This is a genomic window from Variovorax sp. P1_G12, from assembly GCF_056405555.1.
The window spans coordinates 83,981-98,726 of sequence record NZ_JBFUBW010000008.1; the positions used below are offsets into that span (position 1 = coordinate 83,981).

The 14,746-nt window shown below is 68.7% G+C and carries 17 protein-coding genes and 1 pseudogene; 7 read left to right on the forward strand and 11 right to left on the reverse strand.

Features of this window, described 5'->3' with window-relative positions:
• The first annotated feature begins 51 nt into the window (after positions 1 to 51).
• From rplM to erpA, 3 genes are all read left to right on the forward strand, one after another.
• On the forward strand, positions 52 to 483 hold the full coding sequence (gene rplM, locus AC1D2O_RS11165; protein ID WP_158723893.1) for a 50S ribosomal protein L13: 432 nt from the start codon (positions 52 to 54) through the stop codon (positions 481 to 483).
• Positions 484 to 495: 12 nt separating this feature from the next.
• Positions 496 to 888, forward strand: a complete 393-nt coding sequence (gene rpsI, locus AC1D2O_RS11170) for a 30S ribosomal protein S9 (RefSeq protein ID WP_162569459.1) — start codon at positions 496 to 498, stop codon at positions 886 to 888.
• Between the two features lie 122 nt (positions 889 to 1,010).
• Positions 1,011 to 1,382, forward strand: a complete 372-nt coding sequence (erpA, locus tag AC1D2O_RS11175; RefSeq protein WP_442283613.1) for an iron-sulfur cluster insertion protein ErpA — start codon at positions 1,011 to 1,013, stop codon at positions 1,380 to 1,382.
• Between the two features lie 225 nt (positions 1,383 to 1,607).
• Here erpA and AC1D2O_RS11180 read toward each other — a convergent pair whose 3' ends face one another.
• Complete coding sequence (locus AC1D2O_RS11180) at positions 1,608 to 2,714, reverse strand: anhydro-N-acetylmuramic acid kinase (protein WP_478092347.1); 1,107 nt, start codon at positions 2,712 to 2,714, stop codon at positions 1,608 to 1,610.
• Between the two features lie 40 nt (positions 2,715 to 2,754).
• Positions 2,755 to 4,107 carry a peptidoglycan DD-metalloendopeptidase family protein gene (locus AC1D2O_RS11185; protein WP_478092346.1) on the reverse strand — a complete coding sequence of 451 codons (1,353 nt, stop codon included), beginning with the start codon at positions 4,105 to 4,107 and terminating at the stop codon, positions 2,755 to 2,757.
• 157 nt (positions 4,108 to 4,264) lie between these two features.
• On the opposite strand from AC1D2O_RS11185, the gene tyrS reads away from it, so the two are divergent.
• Positions 4,265 to 5,497 carry a tyrosine--tRNA ligase gene (tyrS, locus tag AC1D2O_RS11190; protein ID WP_478092344.1) on the forward strand — a complete coding sequence of 411 codons (1,233 nt, stop codon included), beginning with the start codon at positions 4,265 to 4,267 and terminating at the stop codon, positions 5,495 to 5,497.
• A gap of 136 nt (positions 5,498 to 5,633) precedes the next feature.
• Here tyrS and AC1D2O_RS11195 read toward each other — a convergent pair whose 3' ends face one another.
• Complete coding sequence (locus AC1D2O_RS11195; RefSeq protein WP_478092183.1) at positions 5,634 to 6,242, reverse strand: OmpA family protein; 609 nt, start codon at positions 6,240 to 6,242, stop codon at positions 5,634 to 5,636.
• Positions 6,239 to 6,745: a FecR family protein gene (locus AC1D2O_RS11200; protein ID WP_478092185.1), complete on the reverse strand. Its 507-nt coding sequence runs from the start codon at positions 6,743 to 6,745 to the stop codon at positions 6,239 to 6,241. The genes AC1D2O_RS11195 and AC1D2O_RS11200 overlap by 4 nt, the downstream gene beginning before the upstream one ends.
• Before the next feature lie 128 nt (positions 6,746 to 6,873).
• Between AC1D2O_RS11200 and AC1D2O_RS11205 the strand changes: the two are divergent.
• Together AC1D2O_RS11205 and dtd are read left to right on the forward strand one after the other, a co-directional pair.
• Positions 6,874 to 7,071, forward strand: a pseudogene (locus tag AC1D2O_RS11205) (cation efflux transmembrane domain-containing protein); the annotation flags it as partial.
• Between the two features lie 5 nt (positions 7,072 to 7,076).
• The gene (gene dtd / locus AC1D2O_RS11210; protein ID WP_478092186.1) at positions 7,077 to 7,517 is read left to right on the forward strand and encodes a D-aminoacyl-tRNA deacylase; all 441 of its coding nucleotides are present in this window, start codon (positions 7,077 to 7,079) and stop codon (positions 7,515 to 7,517) included.
• Between the two features lie 16 nt (positions 7,518 to 7,533).
• On the opposite strand, the gene ybeY is transcribed toward dtd, so the two are convergent.
• Both ybeY and AC1D2O_RS11220 read right to left on the reverse strand, forming a co-directional pair.
• Positions 7,534 to 7,986 carry an rRNA maturation RNase YbeY gene (ybeY, locus tag AC1D2O_RS11215; protein WP_478092188.1) on the reverse strand — a complete coding sequence of 151 codons (453 nt, stop codon included), beginning with the start codon at positions 7,984 to 7,986 and terminating at the stop codon, positions 7,534 to 7,536.
• A 1-nt stretch (position 7,987) separates the two neighbouring features.
• Complete coding sequence (locus AC1D2O_RS11220) at positions 7,988 to 8,935, reverse strand: PhoH family protein (RefSeq protein WP_478092189.1); 948 nt, start codon at positions 8,933 to 8,935, stop codon at positions 7,988 to 7,990.
• 33 nt (positions 8,936 to 8,968) lie between these two features.
• On the opposite strand from AC1D2O_RS11220, the gene ruvA reads away from it, so the two are divergent.
• Positions 8,969 to 9,541, forward strand: coding sequence for a Holliday junction branch migration protein RuvA (gene ruvA / locus AC1D2O_RS11225; protein ID WP_478092190.1), 573 nt, complete (start codon positions 8,969 to 8,971; stop codon positions 9,539 to 9,541).
• Positions 9,542 to 9,560: 19 nt separating this feature from the next.
• On the opposite strand, the gene AC1D2O_RS11230 is transcribed toward ruvA, so the two are convergent.
• Genes AC1D2O_RS11230 through AC1D2O_RS11250 form a run of 5 tightly spaced genes read right to left on the reverse strand, consistent with a single transcriptional unit; the run spans position 9,561 to position 14,741 of the window.
• Complete coding sequence (locus tag AC1D2O_RS11230; protein ID WP_478156987.1) at positions 9,561 to 10,514, reverse strand: phosphatidate cytidylyltransferase; 954 nt, start codon at positions 10,512 to 10,514, stop codon at positions 9,561 to 9,563.
• Complete coding sequence (locus AC1D2O_RS11235) at positions 10,511 to 11,197, reverse strand: lysophospholipid acyltransferase family protein (protein WP_478092193.1); 687 nt, start codon at positions 11,195 to 11,197, stop codon at positions 10,511 to 10,513. Before AC1D2O_RS11235 ends, AC1D2O_RS11230 begins: the two co-directional genes overlap by 4 nt.
• 31 nt (positions 11,198 to 11,228) lie before the next feature.
• Positions 11,229 to 11,657, reverse strand: a complete 429-nt coding sequence (locus AC1D2O_RS11240; RefSeq protein WP_478092195.1) for a hypothetical protein — start codon at positions 11,655 to 11,657, stop codon at positions 11,229 to 11,231.
• Positions 11,650 to 12,984 carry a phosphatase PAP2/dual specificity phosphatase family protein gene (locus tag AC1D2O_RS11245; protein ID WP_478156989.1) on the reverse strand — a complete coding sequence of 445 codons (1,335 nt, stop codon included), beginning with the start codon at positions 12,982 to 12,984 and terminating at the stop codon, positions 11,650 to 11,652. Before AC1D2O_RS11245 ends, AC1D2O_RS11240 begins: the two co-directional genes overlap by 8 nt.
• The gene (locus tag AC1D2O_RS11250; protein ID WP_478090982.1) at positions 12,981 to 14,741 is read right to left on the reverse strand and encodes a bifunctional alpha/beta hydrolase/class I SAM-dependent methyltransferase; all 1,761 of its coding nucleotides are present in this window, start codon (positions 14,739 to 14,741) and stop codon (positions 12,981 to 12,983) included. Before AC1D2O_RS11250 ends, AC1D2O_RS11245 begins: the two co-directional genes overlap by 4 nt.
• Positions 14,742 to 14,746: the final 5 nt, after the last annotated feature.

A 14,746-nucleotide genomic window follows, 5' to 3' on the forward strand; every position in this document is an offset into this window, starting at 1 on the left:
GACGTTCGCGGGCTCACGTGGGGCCCGTCAAACCCTCGAAAGAGAAAACTCATGACCAAAACGTTCAGCGCCAAGCCCGCTGACGTGACGCACGAGTGGTTTGTGATTGACGCGACCGACAAGGTCCTCGGACGAGTAGCCAGCGAAGTTGCTCTCCGTTTGCGCGGCAAACACAAGGCCATTTACACGCCTCACGTCGATACCGGTGACTTCATCGTCATCATCAACGCAGCCCAGCTGCGCGTCACCGGCGCCAAGCCGATCGACAAGGTGTACTACCGCCACTCGGGCTACCCGGGCGGCATCAGTGCCACCAACTTCCGCGACATGCAAGCCAAGTTCCCGGGCCGCGCCCTGGAAAAAGCCGTCAAGGGCATGCTGCCCAAGGGCCCGCTCGGCTACGCGATGATCAAGAAACTCAAGGTGTACGGCGGTGCAGAGCACCCGCACACCGCCCAACAGCCCAAAGTGCTGGAACTGTAAGGAGCCTTGAGAATGATTGGTGAATGGAACAATGGCACCGGCCGTCGCAAATCGAGCGTCGCCCGCGTGTTCATGAAAAAGGGCACCGGCAAGATCACGGTCAATGGCAAGGACATCCAGGCTTATTTCGGCCGGGAAACCTCCATCATGATCGCCAAGCAGCCGCTGTTTTTGACGAACAACGTCGAAGCCTTCGACATCATGATCAACGTCGCAGGCGGCGGTGAATCGGGTCAGGCCGGCGCGGCGCGCCACGGCATCACCCGTGCGCTGATCGACTATGACGCGACCCTCAAGCCGGTGCTGAGCCAGGCCGGCTTCGTGACGCGCGATGCGCGTGAAGTCGAACGTAAGAAGGTCGGCCTGCATTCCGCACGCCGTCGCAAGCAGTTCTCGAAGCGCTAATAAAAGGCGTTTTGGGCTTACCGCTCGCAATGACAAGAAACCGCCTTCGGGCGGTTTTTTGTTGATTGAAGTAGCATTCGTCGATCGGCCGCAGTATTCGGCCCCACAGGAGTCCTCTCACAATGAGCGCCGTTGCAGAAACCATCCAGACCCCGGCCATGATGCCCGAGCCGATCGTCTTCACCGACAGCGCGGCCGCCAAGGTCGCCGACCTGATCGCCGAAGAAGGCAATCCCGACCTCAAGCTGCGCGTGTTCGTGCAGGGCGGCGGCTGCTCGGGCTTCCAGTACGGGTTCACCTTCGACGAGATCACCAACGAAGACGACACCACCATGACCAAGAACGGTGTGTCGCTCCTGATCGACGCCATGAGCTATCAGTACCTGCTCGGCGCCGAGATCGACTACAAGGAAGACCTGCAGGGCGCCCAGTTCGTCATCAAGAACCCGAACGCCACCAGCACCTGCGGCTGCGGATCGAGCTTCTCGGCCTGACGTCCTTCAGGCGCATGCCTCACGAAGCCGCCTCCGGGCGGCTTTTTGCTGCCCGCCCCCCGAACGATCGCACCGTGCGCACCCGGCAAACCCAGGGACTTGGCCGGCGCAGCCAGGCCCGCCGGTGAAACACCGCGGAACCGGCTTTGCCGGGCCGCCGGTGTTGCCCCCGGTAGGGGGTGGGCGGGCTACACGCAGTGAGCCCAACCTGGGGGCGAGCCAACCTCAGGGGTAGATGGCGCCGAGCACCCGGGCGCCGCGGGCGCCGGTCACGCTGGCGAGATTGCCGGGTTGGCCCTGCAGCGTGGCGCGCGCCAGCCAGGCGAAGGCGGCGGCTTCGACTTCCTGCGGCGGCAATCCGCGCTCGGCGGACGACACCACCTCCACGGTCGGCAGCAGGGCCCGCAGCCGTGCCAGCAGATGCAGGTTGAGCGCACCGCCGCCGCACACGATCAGCGTCCGGCTGTCGGCGCCGTAGCGCTGCAGGTGGGCCGCGCAGGTACTGGCCGTCAGCTCGGCCAGCGTGGCCTGCACATCGGCGGGATCGGCTTTCGAGGTGCCCAGGTGCGCGGCCAGCCAATTGGGATTGAACAGGTCGCGGCCCGTGCTCTTGGGCGGCGCCTTGGCGAAATAGGCCTCGGCCAGAAGGCGCGAGAGCAGCTCCGGCAGCACCTGGCCGCTGGCGGCCCACTGGCCGCCGGCGTCGTAGGGCTGGCCGATGTGGGTCTGGCACCAGTGGTCGATCAGCGCGTTGCCCGGTCCGCAGTCGAAGCCGAGCACGGTGCCGCTGCCGGCCGGCAACAGGCTCAGGTTCGAGATGCCGCCGAGGTTCAGCACCGCCACCGCCTGGTCGTCGCGGGCGAACAGGGCCCGGTGGAAGCCCGGCACCAGCGGCGCGCCCTGGCCGCCGGCCGCCAGGTCGCGGCTGCGGAAATCGGCCACCACCCGGATGCCGCTGAGCTCGGCGATCAGCGAAGGGTTGTTGATCTGCAGGGTGTAGCCGACCTCGTCGAACTCGCCGGGCCGGTGCCGGACCGTCTGGCCGTGGGCGCCGATCGCGGTGACGGCGTCGGCCGGCAGGCCGGCATCCTCCAGCAACTGCTTCGCCACGCGGGCATAGACCCGTGCCAGCCCGTTGCCGGCAAGGGCGGCGCGGTGCAACTCGTTGTTGCCGGGGGTATTGAGCGCCATCAGTTCGGCGCGCAAGCCCATGGGGAAGGGTGCGGCTGCGTAGCCCTGGACGGCGATGCCGTCGTTCGAGAAGTCCGCCAGGACGCCGTCGACGCCGTCCAGCGAAGTCCCCGACATCAGGCCGATGAAAAGTTCAGCCATGGGTTGCGGGAGCGTGGGGACGGGGACTGGCCGCCGCGCGTCAGTCCGCGCTGGCCTGGACGACCGAGAACGCGGCCGACAGCTCGGTGCGCGTGGCGATGGCGAGCCGCTCGAAGGCGGGACGAGAGGCTGCGGTGATCGGAACGCCGCCGTCCTGCTGAGCGATCGTGGCCGGGTCGTGGTATTCGCCGTTCACCCGGAACTCGAAATGCAGGTGCGGGCCGGTGGCCCAGCCGGTCGAGCCCACGGCACCGACGGCCTGGCTCTGGCTGACGCTCTGGCCGACCTTGACGTCGATGCGGCTCAGGTGTGCGTAAGCGGTTTCCTGCTTGTTGCGGTGCTTCAGAATGACGATGTTGCCGTAGCCGCTCTGCGTGCCGGCGAACTCGACCGTGCCGTCGCCGACCGCGCGCACCGTGGTGCCGGTGGGGGCCGCGAAGTCGATGCCGTGGTGCTGCCGCCAGCTGTTCAGGATCGGGTGCAAGCGCATCGCGAAGCCGCTGGTCACGCGCGAGAACTCGACCGGCGAGCTCAGGAAGGCGCGGCGCAGGCTGTCGCCGTTGGGGCGGTAGTAGCCGCCCTTCTGGCCGGGCTCCTGGAACCACAGCGCCTGATAGAGCTTGCCGTTGCTCTCGAACTCGGCCGACAGCACGCGCCCGGTGCGCAGCGCCTGGCCGTCGGCGTCGAGGGTCTCGTAGACCACCGCGAAGCGGTCGCCCTTGCGCAGCGAGCGGAAGTCGACGTCGCCGGAAAAGATGTCGGCCAGCTGGCTGGCGACCGCATCGGGGATGCGGGCGTCGTCCGTGGCTGCGAACAGGGAGGTGCGGACGACGCCGCTGGCGAGCCGGGTGCCCGGCGCCAGGACGTCGGCTTCGGTGCGGGCCCTGAAGCCCGTGGGGGTCTTTTCGACCACCATCCGCTTGAAGCCGCCATCGCCGTCGGGAATCCAGCGGGCGCTGAGCTTCTTCAGCGCGTTCTCCTGCGTTGCCTCGGCGGTCACGGTGCGGCCGGGCCGGCTCAGCAGCGCGGCGCGCGCTTCGGCATTGCCGCGGACGAAGGCGGCCGCGTCCGGATCGGCGAGACCCAGGCGCTGCAGCAGCGCCTCGGCGGTGTCGCTCGAGCGGGTGATTTCGGTCCGGAACAGGGTGAAGCTGTGGGCGTCCAGCGCCTCGAGCTGGTCGGCAAAGGAGGTGGCCGGCGCGACGGCCTCGAAGACCTGCTTGACGGGGAGCTCGGCCGCATCCGGGCCGAGGGAGGCGACGGCGAAGGCACCGCCGCCGGCGGACAGCAGCAACGCGGCGATCGCAGCCGTGATCTGCTTGGGGTAGGTCCGAAATGTGTGAGCCACGCGCGAAGCAATCAGCTCCTCGGCGGCAAGAATGCCGTTGATCAAACTTCGAATTCCAGCTCAGGTTCTGCAAATCCGTACTGCAAGGACCGTGTCGAACGGGCGGCAGGACGGTGCGTTCACAGCGCCGCTTAGAATCCGGCGCTTGGAAAAGTCGGGCTGAGTATAGCTTCGGCCATAGTTAAAACAGGCAAAAAGCCCAATGAACCCCGGTTTTGTTACAAGCACAAGTCTGTCTGAAGGCGTAGGACAGGCCCTCGAAATTTCGCTCCGTGGAACCGACGAGCTGCTTCCCCAGGACGAGTGGGTGCGCAAGCTCCAGCGGTCCGAGGCGACCGGCGCGCCGCTGCGCATCAAGCTGGGCCTGGATCCGACGGCGCCGGACATCCATATCGGCCACACGGTGGTGCTCAACAAGATGCGCCAGCTGCAGGATCTCGGCCACACCGTGATTTTCCTGATCGGCGACTTCACCACCACCATCGGCGATCCCTCGGGACGCAACAGCACCCGGCCGCCGCTGACCCGCGAGCAGATCGAGGCCAACGCCCAGACCTACTACAAACAGGCGAGTCTCGTACTCGACCCCTCGAAGACCGAGATCCGTTACAACTCCGAGTGGAGCGACCCGCTGGGCGCCCGCGGGATGATCCAGCTCGCGGCCAAGTACACCGTGGCGCGGATGATGGAGCGCGACGACTTCAACAAGCGTTTCAAGGCCGGCCAGTCGATCTCGGTGCACGAGTTCCTCTATCCGCTGATGCAGGGCTATGACTCGGTGGCGCTCAAGTCGGACCTCGAGCTCGGCGGCACCGACCAGAAGTTCAATCTGCTGGTCGGACGACACCTTCAGCAGGAATACGGGCAAGAGCCGCAGTGCATACTCACTATGCCACTGCTGGAAGGGCTCGACGGCGTCGAGAAGATGTCGAAGAGCAAGAACAACTACATCGGCATCAGCGAGGAGCCGAACACCATGTTCGCCAAGGTGCTGTCGATTTCCGACACCCTGATGTGGCGCTGGTACACGCTGCTGAGCTTCAAGTCGCTGGCGGAGATCGCCGCCCTCAAGGCCGAAATCGACGGCGGGCGCAATCCGAAGGATGCCAAGGTGGCTCTGGCCAAGGAGATCACCGCCCGCTTCCACAGCGCCGCGGCGGCCGAGGCCGCCGAGCAGGACTTCATCAACCGCAGCAAGGGCGGCGTTCCCGACGAGATCCCGGAAGTCGCGCTGGCCGGCGCCCCGCTGGGCATCGCCCAGCTGCTCAAGCAGGCCGGCCTCGCTCCTTCGACCTCCGAGGGCAACCGCCTGATCGACGGCGGCGGCGTCCGCGTCGACTCGACGGTGATCAGCGACAAGGCGCTCAAGCTGCCGCAGGGCACCTACGTCGTCCAGGTCGGCAAGCGCAAATTCGCCAAAGTCACCCTGACCTGACCCACCGGACAGGGGCCGGCGCAGCCCGGCCCCTATTGGTGAAACACCGCGGAACCGGCTTCGCCGGGCCGCTGGTGTTGCCCCCGGTAGGGGGTGGGAGGGCTACACGAAGTGAGCCCGACCTGGGGGCGAGCAACTACCTGACTTCGATGGTCACCCGGCGGTTGCGCGGCTCGTCGACGTCATCGGCCGTGCGCACCGCGAGCTCGCGTTCGCCGCGGCCCACGGCTTCGATACGGTTCGACGGGAAGTCGCGAACGAGGAAGAGCTGCCGAACTTCCAGGGCGCGGGTGAGCGACAGGTTGTCGTTGAGCGCCAGGGGGCCGACGGTGTCGGTGTGGCCGGTGACCACGATCTCGCCGCCGCTGCGCGCCAGGGCGGTCGCCAGGGCCTCGTTCATGGCGATCTGCGACGCCGCGGTCAGCACGATGCCGCCGGCTTCGAAATACACGGTGTAGCTCTGCGCCGGCGGTGGCATCAGGTCGAAGAGCATCTTGTTGTCCTGCTTCAGGCGCTCAGGATCGACCTTGTCGATCGTCGGCGCGCCGTGGGCGCCCTGCTTGGCGGTCGCGCGTTCGTAGGGTTGGGACAGCGTCTCTTCGCCGTCCTCGGTGCGCACCACCACGGCGGACGGCTGGCCGTCGGCCTGGGGCAGCAGCACCACGCGGGTACCCGGCGAGGAGCAGGCCGCGAGCAGGAGGGAAGAAACAACGACGAGAAGAGGGAGGAGACGGCGGACGGTCACGGCTGCGGATCCGCCTCGACGATGAAATCGGTGCCGCGGATGCCGATCACCGCGGTTTGCGTCTCGACGCGCACGGCATCGGGGTGGCTCCTGCCAATGAGTCCGGTGACCATCCGCAGGGTCCCGCGCAGCAGCGAGACCAGCATGCCGCCGTCCTGCGTGGTCGAGTCGAAATGGAACTGCTTGAGGTCGACCCGCGACGACGGACCGACCACCAGTGTCGTGCCGTCGCGCAGCACCACGCTGGCGCCCGAGTCGGCACCGGTCTGGAGGCGGTCGATGGGCGCCACGGCGTCGCCGGCACTCGCGGCCCGCGGCTTGCCATCGGCACTGAGCAGCTGGACGTCACCGCGCACGGATTTCACGATGCCGGCGCGTTCCTCGACCGCCACGGCGGGCTTGGTCGCTTCGGCCGAAGGGGTGCCGCCTGCACTTGTCTGGGCCGCCGCGCCGGAGACGGCAAGGGCGAAGCCGCACAGGACCAGGGTTGATTTTTTGTTCACGAACACACTTCCGCAACGATTGGGGACGTTGCGGTCGATGGTACGCGAGGGTGGGCGGACCGCGATAATCCGGCGGCGCCGCGTCTGCGCCATTGTTCGCACTTTGCTTTTCAGTTACTTTTCATCCCTTGAAATTCGCCTCGCTGAGTCCTGCCCAACTGCTCCGGGCGTCGATCGCGGTCGCCGTGGTCACGATCCTTCTCAAGGGCGCTGCAGGCTACGTGACCAACTCCATGGGGCTGATCTCGGACGCCATGGAGTCGTTCGTCAACCTGGCGAGTGCGACCTTCGCGCTGGCGATGGCGCGCGCCACGCAGAAGGAAGCGACACCATGAAGGCGCTGCTGCAGCGCGTGGCCGGCGCCCGGGTCGAGATCGCGGGCCGCACGGTCGGCGCCATCGACGCCGGACTGCTGGTGCTCTTGTGCGCCGAACGCGGCGATGGCGATCTGCTGGCCGACCGCCTGCTGGCGAAGATCCTGAAGCTGCGGATCTTCGCCGACGATGCCGGCAAGATGAACCGCAGCCTGCAGGACATCGGCGGCGGCCTGCTGGTGGTGAGCCAGTTCACGCTGGCCGCCGACGCGAGCGGCGGCAATCGCCCGAGCTTCACGCAGGCCGCACCGCCCGACGAAGGGCGGCGGCTCTACGAGTACTTCGTGGCCCGGGCGCGCGATGCGCATCCGGTGGTGGCGACCGGAGAGTTCGGCGCCGACATGCAGGTGCACCTGGTGAACGACGGTCCGGTGACCATCCCGCTGCAGATGCAGTAGCCGGCGCCGGGCCGAGTCAATACGGGTTGCGGATCCCGAGGCGCGCGAGGATCTCGATCTCGTGGGCTTCCATGGCTTCGGCGTCCGCCTCGCTGGTCTCGTGGTCCCAGCCTTGCGCATGCAGCGTGCCGTGCACCAGCAGGTGGGCGTAGTGCGCGGCCAGCGTCTTGCGCTGCTCCTTCGCCTCGCGCGCCACCACCGGCGCGCAGAGCACCAGGTCGGCCATCACGACCGGGGACTGCGCGTAGTCGAAGGTCAGCACGTTGGTCGCGTAGTCCTTGCCCCGGAACTCGCGGTTGAGTTGCTGGCCTTCGTCGGTATCGACGATGCGCACCGTGATCTCGCCGTCGGCATCGAGCGCGTGGCGGATCCAGCGGGTGACACTGTGGCGCGGCAGTGCGGCGCGATGGCGCTCGACGCCCTTGAAGCGGGCGAACTGCAGCGACAGTGAGAGGTCTGAGAGAGCCATGTCAGCGTGCGGTTGTGCGCTTGCGCGAGTTGTCGTAGGCATCGACGATGCGCGCGACCAGCGGGTGCCGCACCACGTCGGCGCTCGTGAAGCGCGTGATGGCGATGCCGTTGACGCGCTTGAGCACCCGCTCGGCGTCGATCAGTCCGCTCGGCTGCGTCTTCGGCAGGTCGATCTGGCTCACGTCGCCGGTCACCACCGCCTTGGCGCCGAAGCCGATGCGGGTCAGGAACATCTTCATCTGCTCGACCGTGGTGTTCTGCGCCTCGTCGAGGATCACGAAGGCGTTGTTGAGCGTGCGCCCGCGCATGAAGGCCAGCGGCGCGATCTCCAGCGCGTTGCGCTCGAAGGCCTTCTGCACGCGGTCGAAGCCCATCAGGTCGTAGAGCGCGTCGTACAGCGGTCGCAGGTAGGGATCGACCTTCTGCGTCAGGTCGCCGGGCAGGAAGCCGAGCCGTTCGCCGGCCTCGACCGCGGGCCGGGTCAGCACGATGCGCTGCACCGCGCTGCGCTCCAGTGCGTCGACCGCGCAGGCCACGGCGAGGTAGGTCTTGCCGGTGCCGGCCGGGCCGATGCCCAGCGTGATGTCGTGGTTGGCGATGTTGTCCAGGTAGACGCTCTGATTCGGCGTGCGCGCGCGCAGGTCGGTGCGCCGCGTGGCCAGCAGGATGGCGCCGTCCTCGGCCTCGGCCATCTCGCCGTCGCTGGCCAGGGTGAGCTGGACCACGGCGGGATCGATGACTCGCTGCGCGATTTCGTAGAGCGCCTGCAGCACCTCGAGGGCGCGCTGGGCGTTGAACTTGGGGCCGTCGATCTTGAACTGCTCGTGCCGGTGCGCGATCTTGACGTTGAGGGCTTCCTCGATGCGCCGCAGGTTCGCGTCGAGCGGGCCGCAGAGGTGGCCGAGGCGCGTGTTGTTGGGCGGGGCGAAGGTGTGTCGCAGAATCACGCGGATTTCATTTCAAAAGCGAAAAGGGCACCCATGATAGGCAAACTCACCGGCATCCTGGCCGAACGCAATCCGCCGCAGGTGGTGGTGGACTGCAACGGCGTCGGCTACGAGGTCGATGTGCCGATGAGCACCTTCTACAACCTGCCGGGCGCCGGCGAGCGGGTGTCGCTGCTGACGCACTTCGTGGTGCGCGAGGATGCGCAGGTCCTCTACGGCTTCGGCACGGCGCAGGAACGCGCGGCGTTCCGGCTCCTGATCAAGATCTCGGGCGTGGGGCCGCGCATGGCGCTGGGCGTGCTGAGCGGGCTGAGCGTGGGCGAGCTGGCGCAGGCGATCACGCTGCAGGAGGCCGGCCGGCTGGTGAAGATTCCGGGCATCGGCAAGAAGACCGCCGAGCGGCTGCTGCTCGAGCTCAAGGGCAAGCTGGGCGCGGACATCGCGGTGCCCGCGCATGCCGCCACCGACGCGCAGGCCGACATCCTGCAGGCGCTGGTCGCGCTCGGCTACAGCGACAAGGAGGCCGCGGCCTCGCTCAAGGCGCTGCCGAAGGACGTGGCGGTGGGCGAGGGGATCAAGCTGGCGCTGCGGGCGCTGGCGAAATAGCGCGCCGCGTACCGCGCCTTCAGGGCACCCACCAGTAGCGCAGCGCGTGGAAGTACACGGGCGCGGCGAAGACCACCGAGTCGAGCCGGTCCAGCATGCCGCCGTGGCCTTCGATCATGGTGCCCCAGTCCTTCACGCCGCGGTCGCGCTTGATCGCGGACATCACGAGGCCGCCGAAGAAACCCATGACGCACACGGTGAGCGCCATCAGCGCGGCCTGCCAGGGGTTGAAGGGCGTGGCCCAGTACAGCGCCGCGCCCAGCGCGGTGGCGCTGAGCACGCCGCCGACCAGGCCTTCCCAGGTCTTCGACGGCGACAGCTCCGGCGCCACCTTGCGCTTGCCGAAGAGCTTGCCCCAGACGTACTGCAGCACGTCGCTGCCCTGCACCACGATCACGAGGAAGGCGATCAGCAGCAGGTTGCGGCCCTCGAAGCCGGGAATCTGCAGCGTCAGCAGCGCCGGCACGTGGCTGATGCAGAACACGCAGACCATCAGGCCCCATTGCACCTTGGACGTGCGCTCCAGGAATCGCTTGGTGTCGCCGCCGACCGCGGCGAGGATCGGCAGCACGAGGAAGGCGTAGACCGGGATGAAGATCGCGTAGAGCCCGTACCAGTCGATCCAGATCAGCAGGTACTGCACCGGCAGCACGATGAAGAAGGCCGCCGCGATCGCATGGTGGTCGCCGCGCCGCGTGTAGGCCAGGCTCATGAACTCGCGCAGCGCATAGAAGGAGATCAGGTAGAACAGCACGATCACGCCGCCCTTGCCGAAGGCGAAGGCGAGGCCGATCACGGCGACCATCACCCACCAGGCGTTGACGCGCGAATTCAGGTTGTCGATCACCGAATGCGGCTCGCCGTGCGCGACCCGCCACTTGAGCAGCGCGCCGATGGCCGAGGCCAGCAGCAGAACGCCCGCGACGCCGCCGAACAGCATCAGCGTGGTGTGGGAAGAGACAGAGAAGGTCATGGTGCCGGGTCTTCCGCTTTGTCGTATTCGGGGCGCAGGTCGAGCATCGAGGCGCGGGCCCGGGCGATGAAGGCGGCCTTGTCCTCGCCGTCCGCCAGGCGCAGCGGCGTGCCATAGCGCACGGTGCAGGCCAGCGGGATCGGCACCAGCGTGCCCTTGGGCAGCACGCGCTTGAGGTTCTCGATCCACACCGGCACCAGCCGCACCTGCGGAAAGGCGCGTGCCAGGTGGTAGAGCCCGCTCTTGAGCGGCAGCAGCGTCTCGTCGCCGGTGTTGCGGGTGCCTTCGGGGAACATGATCAGCGAGTCGCCGGAGCGCAGCGCCTCGGTCATCTGCTCGACCGGGTTGGCCGTGGTGCCGCTCGCCGCGGAGCCGTCCCGGCGGATCATCAGGGCGTTGAACACGTCCTGGCCGATGAAGCGGCGCAGCGCCGATGCCTCCCAGTAGTCCTGCCCCGCGACCGGCCGCGTGAGGGCGCGCAGATCGGGCGGCAGCGTGGCCCACAGCAGCACGAAGTCGCCATGGCTCGTGTGGTTGGCGAAGTAGAGGGTCTGCTCGGCCAGGGGTGTGCTGCCGGCCCAGATGGCGCGCACGCCGGTCAGAAGCCGCGCGAAGACCACGATCAGCCAGGCCGAGGCGATGGCGGCGAGCCTGCGCAGGCCCCCGGAAGGGGAAGGACTCATGGGAACTCCTAGGGATTCTTGGGGGCAGGGCTCAGTCCAGCAGGACGAGCGCCAGGATGAAGACGACGGTCTGCGTGGCCACCACGATGCCGTGGCGCTGCATCAACTGCCGGGTTCCGAGGACGCGCTCGGCGAGCGGGCGGGTGGCGTCGGCGGCGCGCCGCAGGCCCAGCTTCTCGAGTGCGCCATCGAGCGCGGGCAGGTTGGCGATGGCGCCGCCGGCGAGCCCCTCGAACAGCGTGGCGTCGAGGCGCAGGCGCAAGGCCAGGTAGCGTTCCGGCAGGCCGAGCAGGCCAACCAGGGCGTAAGACGCCCAGGCCGCAGCCGGCAGCGAGCGCCCGGTCAGCGACAGCACCACGCCGGCGATCGCCGCGAGCGCGAGACCCCAGAAGGCGATCGCGCCGCTCGCGCGCAGCAGGCCGGCGGTGGCGACGCACAGGGCGCGGTCGCTCTCATTCATGGCGCGGATCTCCCAAGGTGGGCAGCTCTTCGAGCCGCGCCAGCCAGCCGGCGCGCAGCACGATCTGCGGTCGCGCCCGGCGCACCGTTTCGTGCGCACCGGCGAGCGTGCCCTCGGCCCCGTGCAGTCCGAGCCACCCGACCACCGAGGCCGCGCTGCGCGAGAAGCCGAGCGCGCAGCAGACCCATACCGACTGGCCGCCGCGGCGCTGTCCCTCGATCACCGCGACCGCCCGCCGCAGCTGCGGGACGGAGGGCACGGCCAGGTCCAGCATCGGCACGCAGCGCGCATGCGGCACCGGCGGCAACTGCAGTTCGGCGCACAGGCTCACGAGCCGCGGCTCGCCGGCGGCGCGCCATTCGGCCAGGGTCGGCAGGCGCCCCAGGCGCAATCCGGGCGCCACTTCGGCCGATGCCGGCAGCCGCCGCGTCCAGAGCCAGGCGTTGAGGGCGGCGCCGAGCCGGTAGGGCGCAAACAGCCAGCGGGCGGCCCAGTGCATGCGGCCGTGCCGGTCCATGCAGAACCCGCGCGCGCCCAGGCCCGCATAGTTGAGCGCCACCAGCGCCAGCGACAGGGCCGCCCAGCCGAGCCACAGCGCGGTGCCGTGCAGGCCGAGCGCGATCGCCAGGCACAGCAGGGCGCCGGCGGCGTAGAAGCCCGCGAGCTTCCAGCGCTGCGGATCGCGCGCCAGCCGCCACGCGCGCGGCAGCGCGACCACGCGCTCCAGCGGCCACAGCCAGACGCACAGCAGGCCCAGCAGCGCGCCGGTCGGGATGTCGATGAAGTGATGCTGCCAGGTCGTCAGCACCGAGGCGGAGATCGCGAAGGCCCACAGGTGCAGCACGGCGCGCGCCCAGCGCGCATGGATCAGGCGGCGGTACCAGTCCCACAGGATCACGGCCAGCGCGATGTGCAGCGAGGGGGCCTGGTTGAAGGGCTGGTCGAAGCCGCGCAGCGCATTGAACAGGAAGGCCGGCGCGCCCTCGACCGCGGGCTGCCCGAAGCTGAAATGCAGCGGCCACAGCACGAAGCAGCTCACCGCGACCGCCTGGGCCGTGAGCAGCCGCGCCGCATGCCGGTCCAGCGTGTGGCGGTCCTGGGCGAGGAAGAGCGAGAGCGCGTAGAAGGCGTTGATGGTCCAGTACGGGAAGATCGTCCACGGCCAGAAGGGCGTGCCGCGTTCCCATTCGAAGACCAGCGCGGGGACATGGGCGCGTGTCGCGGCCCACCAGTTGGCGAAACCGTAGCTGATATAGAAGAGCGGGCCCAGCAGCGCCAGCCACGCGGCGGCGCGCTTCCACAGGCGGGGCCTGGTGCCCGGTTTCATGGGGCCGCGCGCACGGCCAGCGACACCGTGAAGATGCCCCATTCGTCGACCCGCTGGGCGATCTTGCGGAAGCCCGCCTGTGCGACCAGCTGGTCCATTTCGGCCTGCGTGCGGCGGCGCATCACCCAGGCCTCGCCCTGCCGGTGGCTGGTGAGCGCCCGGGCGATCATCTCGAGCTGCGGATGCCAGGGCTGGCCGGTGTAGACCAGATAGCCGGCGTCCTCGACCGCGTCGCCGACACCGGCCAGCGAGCGGGCCACCAGGTCGTTGTCGGGAAAGAGTTCGTAGAGTCCCGACACCACGGCCAGCGTGGGCCGCGGCCGCACGCCGGCGAGGCTGGCGCGGTCGAAGGCGTCGGCCTGCACGAACTGCGCCGTGCCTTCCAGGCCTTTCTCGGCGATCAGCGCACGGCCGTCGCGCACGTTGATGTCGCTGTAGTCGCGCAGCAGGATCGAGCTCGCCTTGACCGGGCTGGTCGACACCGCGTCGAGCACGTAGCGGCCATGGCCGGCCGCGATGTCCATCACGCGCACCTCGCGCTGTTCCTTCGCCAGCCGTTCCATCGCTTCGCGCAGCAGTTCCTCCACATGGAGCTTGCGCTGCCGGATGCCGCGCCAGCCGATCGAATCGAGGTAGGTCCGGTCGATCGAGCGGCCGAGCGGCCCGGCGCCGCGGGCTTCGTTGCGGTAGACGTAGTCGAGCGTGCTGCCCGAGTCGAAGCCGGTGTCGTGTCCCAGCTTCACGCCGCGCGACAGCAGTCCGCCGAAGCGCAGGCTCGCGCGCGTGAACGCCCAGTACGCGCCGCGCGGCGACAGCGGCGACAGGGGCCTGGCCAGCGCGCGCGACTCGTCCGCCGTGTTGCCGTGCAGGTGCGCCGCGCGCAGGTCCACCGGCGGCGGCGGAGCGTCGAACAGCTGCAGCACGAACTCGCGGATGGCGCGCACCGCGGGCGCCCGCTCTTTCTCGCCGAGGGTGTCGTGGAAGAAGCCGGGCAGTTCCATCTTCGTCTTCACGGCGCTGCCGAGGCGCTCGAAGAAGCGGTGCTGCGGCTTGTGATGCACCACCCAGTCGGCGCCGGAAATCAGCAGCTGCACCGGCAGCGTGATCGCATTGGCGTCCGCGACCACGCGGTCGGCCGCCTCGTAGAGCCCCAGCAGAATGTTCACGGCGATCGGCCGCGAGATCAGCGGATCGCTTTCGTAGCTCGCGATGCGTTCCGGGTCGTGCGTGAGGAACTTCGCCTTCACGTAGCTGTTGACGAAGAACAGGCCGCGCAGCTTGTGCATCAGCCCGAGGCCGGCGCGCGCGAAGGGCACGTAGAGCTTGACCTTGAAGGCCGGCGAGGCCAGCGTGAGGCCCCGCACCTGGGGCGCGTAGTCGTGCGCCCAGGTCGCGACCAGCACGGCGCCCACGCTCTGTGCGATCACGTGGATGTCCTGGGGCGCGACGCCGTGCGCGCTGCCGATGTGCTCGATGAAGGTCTGCACGTCGCGCACCGAGGTCGCGAAGCTCGGGCTGTAGCCGCGCTGCCCGGGCGACTTGCCATGGCCGCGCGCATCCCAGGCAAAGAAGTCGAAGTCCGGCAGCGCCAGCTCGTCGACCAGGTGCGCCATGCGGGCGCCGTGCTCGTGGCCGCGGTGGAACAGCACGATCGCGCCGCGCCGCGTGGTGCCGGTGGCTGGCCAGTGGCGGTAGAACAGCGAGACGCCGTCGTGTGTGCTGAATTGTTCTTCTCGGGGCACGCGCGGGTCGGTCATTCGGT

What these genes read in the sequence shown, in the direction of transcription:
- rplM (WP_158723893.1), top strand. Translation starts at nt 52, where the DNA reads ATGACCAAAACGTTCAGCGCCAAGCCCGCTGACGTGACGCACGAGTGG.
- rpsI (WP_162569459.1), top strand. Translation starts at nt 496, where the DNA reads ATGATTGGTGAATGGAACAATGGCACCGGCCGTCGCAAATCGAGCGTC.
- erpA (WP_442283613.1), top strand. Translation starts at nt 1,011, where the DNA reads ATGAGCGCCGTTGCAGAAACCATCCAGACCCCGGCCATGATGCCCGAG.
- AC1D2O_RS11180 (WP_478092347.1), bottom strand. Translation starts at nt 2,714, where the DNA reads ATGGCTGAACTTTTCATCGGCCTGATGTCGGGGACTTCGCTGGACGGC.
- tyrS (WP_478092344.1), top strand. Translation starts at nt 4,265, where the DNA reads ATGAACCCCGGTTTTGTTACAAGCACAAGTCTGTCTGAAGGCGTAGGA.
- dtd (WP_478092186.1), top strand. Translation starts at nt 7,077, where the DNA reads ATGAAGGCGCTGCTGCAGCGCGTGGCCGGCGCCCGGGTCGAGATCGCG.
- ybeY (WP_478092188.1), bottom strand. Translation starts at nt 7,986, where the DNA reads ATGGCTCTCTCAGACCTCTCACTGTCGCTGCAGTTCGCCCGCTTCAAG.
- ruvA (WP_478092190.1), top strand. Translation starts at nt 8,969, where the DNA reads ATGATAGGCAAACTCACCGGCATCCTGGCCGAACGCAATCCGCCGCAG.
- AC1D2O_RS11230 (WP_478156987.1), bottom strand. Translation starts at nt 10,514, where the DNA reads ATGACCTTCTCTGTCTCTTCCCACACCACGCTGATGCTGTTCGGCGGC.
- AC1D2O_RS11235 (WP_478092193.1), bottom strand. Translation starts at nt 11,197, where the DNA reads ATGAGTCCTTCCCCTTCCGGGGGCCTGCGCAGGCTCGCCGCCATCGCC.
- AC1D2O_RS11240 (WP_478092195.1), bottom strand. Translation starts at nt 11,657, where the DNA reads ATGAATGAGAGCGACCGCGCCCTGTGCGTCGCCACCGCCGGCCTGCTG.
- AC1D2O_RS11245 (WP_478156989.1), bottom strand. Translation starts at nt 12,984, where the DNA reads ATGAAACCGGGCACCAGGCCCCGCCTGTGGAAGCGCGCCGCCGCGTGG.
- AC1D2O_RS11250 (WP_478090982.1), bottom strand. Translation starts at nt 14,741, where the DNA reads ATGACCGACCCGCGCGTGCCCCGAGAAGAACAATTCAGCACACACGAC.